Source organism: Thiolapillus sp. (genome assembly GCF_048562965.1).
In the GTDB taxonomy this organism is placed as follows: domain Bacteria; phylum Pseudomonadota; class Gammaproteobacteria; order Chromatiales; family Chromatiaceae; genus Thiolapillus; species Thiolapillus brandeum_A.
Genome location: NZ_JBHNMF010000257.1, coordinates 1 through 4758 on the forward strand (window position 1 = coordinate 1; position 4758 = coordinate 4758).

At 54.1% G+C, this 4758-nt stretch carries 6 protein-coding genes; 4 read left to right on the forward strand and 2 right to left on the reverse strand.

Annotation, left to right across the window (positions count from 1 at the left end):
* The 3 genes from ACOCD2_RS12620 to ACOCD2_RS12630 all read left to right on the forward strand — a co-directional run.
* Window positions 1–480 (forward strand): hypothetical protein (locus ACOCD2_RS12620; protein ID WP_419625713.1); only part of this gene is annotated, 480 nt, incomplete at its 5' end.
* A complete protein-coding gene (locus tag ACOCD2_RS12625) occupies window positions 477–1136 on the forward strand; it encodes a hypothetical protein (protein ID WP_419625714.1) in 660 nt (219 codons plus the stop codon). The genes ACOCD2_RS12620 and ACOCD2_RS12625, both read left to right, overlap by 4 nt.
* A gap of 286 nt (window positions 1137–1422) precedes the next feature.
* Complete coding sequence (locus ACOCD2_RS12630; RefSeq protein ID WP_419625715.1) at window positions 1423–1974, forward strand: HigA family addiction module antitoxin; 552 nt, start codon at window positions 1423–1425, stop codon at window positions 1972–1974.
* Window positions 1975–2196: 222 nt separating this feature from the next.
* Here ACOCD2_RS12630 and ACOCD2_RS12635 read toward each other — a convergent pair whose 3' ends face one another.
* Window positions 2197–2325: a hypothetical protein gene (locus ACOCD2_RS12635; RefSeq protein ID WP_419625716.1), complete on the reverse strand. Its 129-nt coding sequence runs from the start codon at window positions 2323–2325 to the stop codon at window positions 2197–2199.
* Window positions 2326–2539: 214 nt separating this feature from the next.
* Here ACOCD2_RS12635 and ACOCD2_RS12640 point away from each other — a divergent pair, with 214 nt between their 5' ends.
* A complete protein-coding gene (locus ACOCD2_RS12640) occupies window positions 2540–3739 on the forward strand; it encodes a DUF2800 domain-containing protein (RefSeq protein WP_419625717.1) in 1200 nt (399 codons plus the stop codon).
* A gap of 597 nt (window positions 3740–4336) precedes the next feature.
* Here ACOCD2_RS12640 and ACOCD2_RS12645 read toward each other — a convergent pair.
* Window positions 4337–4507, reverse strand: coding sequence for a hypothetical protein (locus tag ACOCD2_RS12645; RefSeq protein WP_419625718.1), 171 nt, complete (start codon window positions 4505–4507; stop codon window positions 4337–4339).
* Window positions 4508–4758: the final 251 nt, after the last annotated feature.

Genomic DNA, 4758 nt, shown 5'->3' on the forward strand with positions numbered 1-4758 from the left:
TTCCTCGTAGCTTCGACAGGTGGGAGCTGGCGACCCCCACTGGTTGGACAGTTGCTCATGAGGCGGCAGCAACTCAGAATTTACCCCCAGACTTCGACAGGTGGGAGCTGGCGGATATGGACGGGTATACTGTTCGGGATGCCCACAAAAACTGCCGAAAAGTCCTCGAAGCTTACAACGAAGCAGGAGAATGAAATGAGTATATTTTACATGGCAACATCAGACAGCGAAGGAAAAGAGCGCTGCAAGGCTACGAAGCTCGGTCAGGCGAAGTGCGAGGCCACGAGGCGTTTTTCCACACAGTACGGTGATGGGTATATCTACCTGATCGAGGTCGAAGCCGCAGATGTGGATGCAGGTCGGGGCGAGGCTAAGATTCTCAGCTCATATGCCAGGTACGCGGCACGGGGGAATCGCTGGTTCCGTAGGGATCTGATCCTGGAATTTGACACATTAGTCATTGAGGAGAAACTGAAATGAGTAGTATAGATAAAGAGCTGAAACGTGAATTGAGCAAGTTATCACAGTACGCCTACTGCGATTGCGGAGACTCAGCAGAACCCGGGGCGCTGCTGGCTACGCTGGAGAGCCCGTATACCGATGTAGAGATTTTCAATAGCTATGAGAATCCCCCCTTCTGGTGTATTGAGGCACGACAACGATTTGACTTTAAGCCGATCAACCCGATCTGCGTTCGCACGCACCTGGTACGTAAAGACCAGTGTATAGCAATGCGCGATGACCGTGGTACACCGCGTGAGGTGTACGAAGTCATAACCAAGGTGATTCCCTGGCTATCTGAGCCTTTAGTTGTGAAGCCGATCTCAGCGCCTGAAGGGCTTCGGTTCGACGTTCATGTTATGAGACGGTCACTTCTCCCAGCCAGTCGGGAGAAACCACATGATGACCCTCTCGATCCGGTAAATGATTTCCGGATCGAGAGGGTAATGATCCGCGCGAGCTCTATTGGAGAGTATGCCTGCATGGAAGAGGCGTGTTACAGGATCGAGAAAATGCTGGCAGTGTCGGGTATGCCCTACCGTTCGGTGACACTTCCGAAGCTGGGGTGTTCTACGTATAAAAATGATTTCTACGTAGATTATGAAGTTGAATATGATTGTGAAATTAAATACTAGGAGAAACTGAAATGACAAAGTTTTACATGGCAAAACAGACAGACACCAAGCCCATTGAGTGCAGTGCTACTACGCTGATAGACGCGCAGTTAGAGGCTGTAGCTCACTTTGCTGTGATTTCCTCACGCGTACCGATTTATGTTCTGGAGCTGGAAAAGCCCCCCGGGTGGAAACCCGGGGAAGCGCCTTTCAGGATGTATCGCTGCCTCCCTTGGTCGGAAATCACAGAAGATTTATGGGTGATACGCGGGGATGCTGAGAGAGAATTGTTGGGGGAGAAACTGAAATGACTGAAGAAACTAAGAAAGAGCCAGTGGAGCATCCGGGGGAGATACTGCTTATGCAGTTCATGCGTCCGCGGCATATGCGCATTACGGAATTGGCATATGCGATGAGGTGCAGTATCGAGCACCTGGCTAGCCTCATCACGGGAAACCGTGATATTACCTATGAGGATGCAGTATCCCTAGCACACCTGTTCAGTATCAGCATTGATTTCTGGCTTCGTTTACAGAAGAAATATGATGATAGTACCCCAGGGTCTGAACAGTTAGAGGCTGTAGATCACTTTGCGGAGAGAGAGTTACGCCTTAAAGTACAGCACCCGGGGGAGTTGTTACGGGAGTACTATGTGAAACCCCGGGGTATGTCCATTGCTGAGCTTGCGGATCACATAGGGAGATCCCAGGAATATACGAGGCACTTTCTCCAGGGTAAGTATGATGTCACCCCGTTAGTTGCGTATTATCTGGCATACACATTCGAAACCAGCAAAGAATACTGGCTCAATTTGCAGCGTGACTACGATCTGCGGATGAAAAACGGGCCCACTACCTAAGATTTACTAACCGCCCAATAACGGGCACCACAAACCGGAGAAACATAATGAAACAAGCACTCATTAATCACCTTAAAGCCAATGCAGAACTGATCGAGGCGCTGAGTAAGCATCTTTTGTTGGAAGAGGCTGCAAAGGTAGCCCCAGCACCTGCGCCTGTTGCACCAGTGCCACCTGCGCCTGCGGCTCCAGTGCCACCTGCGCCTGCTGCTCCAGTGCCGCCTACGCCTGTTGCACCAGTGCTGCCTGCGCCTGTTGCTCCAGCACCTGCGCCTGCTGCTCCAGCACCTGCGCCTGCTGCTCCAGCACCTGCGCCTGCTGCTCCAGCACCTGCGCCTGCTGCTCCAGCACCTGCGGTCATTGATGCTGCGGCGATTGTAGCTAAGCTGCATCAGCTGACCACGAATCGAGCCGATGACGGCGCGCTGGCCTTTGCACTGCTGGCAGATTACAAAGTCAAGCGCGTATCCGACATTCCGAAAGAATCATTCCCAGAGTTCGCGGGCATCATTGACTGGTACATTGCTAACCCCGACCAGCAGCACACCGCGGTAGGAGGTGTAGCATGACAGAGCACGCGGATATTTCCCCCAGTAGAGGGAATATTTGGGCTAACTGCCCGGTTGCCTACCAGAACTGGGTAAAGGGTCATAGTGACCCCGAAAACCCGGCTATGCGACTGGGTACTGAGCTGCACGCTATACTGGAGGAGCTGGTTCGCCTGGGTTCTTACGAACCTGTGCAGGATGGCGATGTGGTTTTCACGGGTATTGGGATGCTAGCTATCCCGCCGGGCTATGGTGATCACATGTCCCATGCGCTGGCGTCATTCAAGCCCCTGGCTGAAGCGGCGACTGAGATCTACTGCGAGCAGCGCGTAGACATGCAGCGGTATGTACCGGAGGACGTTAAAGATACGTTCTTCGGTACTGCGGACCTGGTCACGTATACTGTCCGAGATGGCGTGCTGGCCGAGATAGGGATCTTTGATTACAAATCCGGCAAGCGCAGGGTATCGCCGACTTCTACGCAAAATGTCTGCTATGTGCTGGGTGTACTCACTGCGCGTGGATTCATCACAAAGCGTGAGGAAGATGGGCAGGTGTACTGCATTGATCCTGAGCACGAGGGCGTATTGGTACGTATGGGCATTCTTCAGCCGGAATGCTGCAACCCTGGTGAATCTGCAATCAACATGCAGTCGTTCACCCTGGCAGATTTCATCCGTAAATTTGCCCAGCCACTGGTTGATAGCATCGAAACCATGTTGGGAGATGTATCAACCGAGAAGCCTATCCGCGGGGATCACTGTCAGTACTGCCCCGGTAAGAAGACCAAGGGCTGTGAGGCCTGGGGGGTTCAGCCAGAGGCCGTAATCCCGGATATGGCGGGGCTGGACACTGAAAAAGGTGTCGAGACTCTGACGGATGAAGAACTCGCTGCCGTAGTAAAGTCCGTGAAGGCCATTGAAGGGTATCTGGAATCGGCGAAGAAGGAGGCCAAAGCGCGCTTGCTATCAGGTAAAGACGTACCAGGCGTCAGGTTGCGGGACGGTCGTATCAGCAGGAGCTGGGCACTCAGTCAGGAAGAGATGGAGAAGCTGTTCCGCGCGAGCAACATCAGGCCCAATGAGTTCCGCAAACCGGTTGAGATCCTCAGCCCGGCCCAGGCGGAGAAGACGTGGAGCAAACGGCGCTGGGCTGAGATGGCTCAGTATGTGGAAGAGAAGGTTGGAAAGCCCAGCCTCGTTGTCAGTGACACTTAAACAGGAGATACAAGATGGATAAATTGAAGTTTGAAGGCATTGCTCTGTATTCAAACATGGTGACGTCATTTCAGCATAAGAAAGCGGCTGAGGCAAAATACACGCTGACGGTGCTGCTACACCGGCAGCTACAGGCACCACTTATTGCGCAGCTGGATGAGATCCAGACACGGCTTATGAATGAGCTGTGTAAAGGTGCCCCTTGGCGCAGTGACATGTACACTATCTACGAAGTTGTGGATGAGAGCTACGTTAAAGTGCCGTTGTCGTCCGCGATGCAGTACTGGTCGCCCATGGTTAACATCAGTCGGGCGGATGGGCAAAGTATTACCCCAGAGCTGGACAATGAAGTAGTCGGGCAGCTTGTGGTTGTGTCAGCGTCAGCTGGAAGTTTTGGGGATCCTAAGGAGACGCGTAGCGCCATCGGTGTCCGGCTGTACATGAACGCAGTCTATGTTACTGGGAACCCGAGTGGCGTGGACATGGCAGCGTTTCGGGGTGGGTTGGGTGAGACCTTTAATGAGCTCGCAGAGATGGCAACCGCGTCCGTGTACGGGGCAGTCACGCCAGCGCCACGCGATACAGCACCCCCGGCGCTTAGGTACGATATAAACGGACAGCCAATCCCACCTGTACCCGTGGCGGCACCCGCTGACTACGTGCCGCCAGCGCCGCCAGCGCCCGTTGCTGCGCCGCCAGCCTACGCACCACCAGCGCCTCTAGCACCGCCAGCGTCTCTAGCGGCTTCAGTGCCCCCGGTCTACGCACCTCCCGCGCCCTCGGCACCCCCCGCGCCCGCTAACGCCTGGCCGGTAGACCAGAACGGTCAGCCTATCCCCCCCGCAGTCCCTGCGGACCCGGGTCTTAAGTTCGACTAACGTCAGCCCCCGGTGCGTAAGTACCGGGGTTTCAGGAGAATGTTATGAAGACGTTGTATCTCGATTTCGAGACGTATTCTGAGCTCGATATAAAAGCGGTTGGGTCCTATAAGTACCTGGAGCATCACAGCACACGGATTG

Bases quoted from the DNA above. Each gene is read 5' to 3' on its own strand.
- ACOCD2_RS12625 (WP_419625714.1), top strand. From the start codon at position 477: ATGAGTAGTATAGATAAAGAGCTGAAACGTGAATTGAGCAAGTTATCA.
- ACOCD2_RS12630 (WP_419625715.1), top strand. From the start codon at position 1,423: ATGACTGAAGAAACTAAGAAAGAGCCAGTGGAGCATCCGGGGGAGATA.
- ACOCD2_RS12640 (WP_419625717.1), top strand. From the start codon at position 2,540: ATGACAGAGCACGCGGATATTTCCCCCAGTAGAGGGAATATTTGGGCT.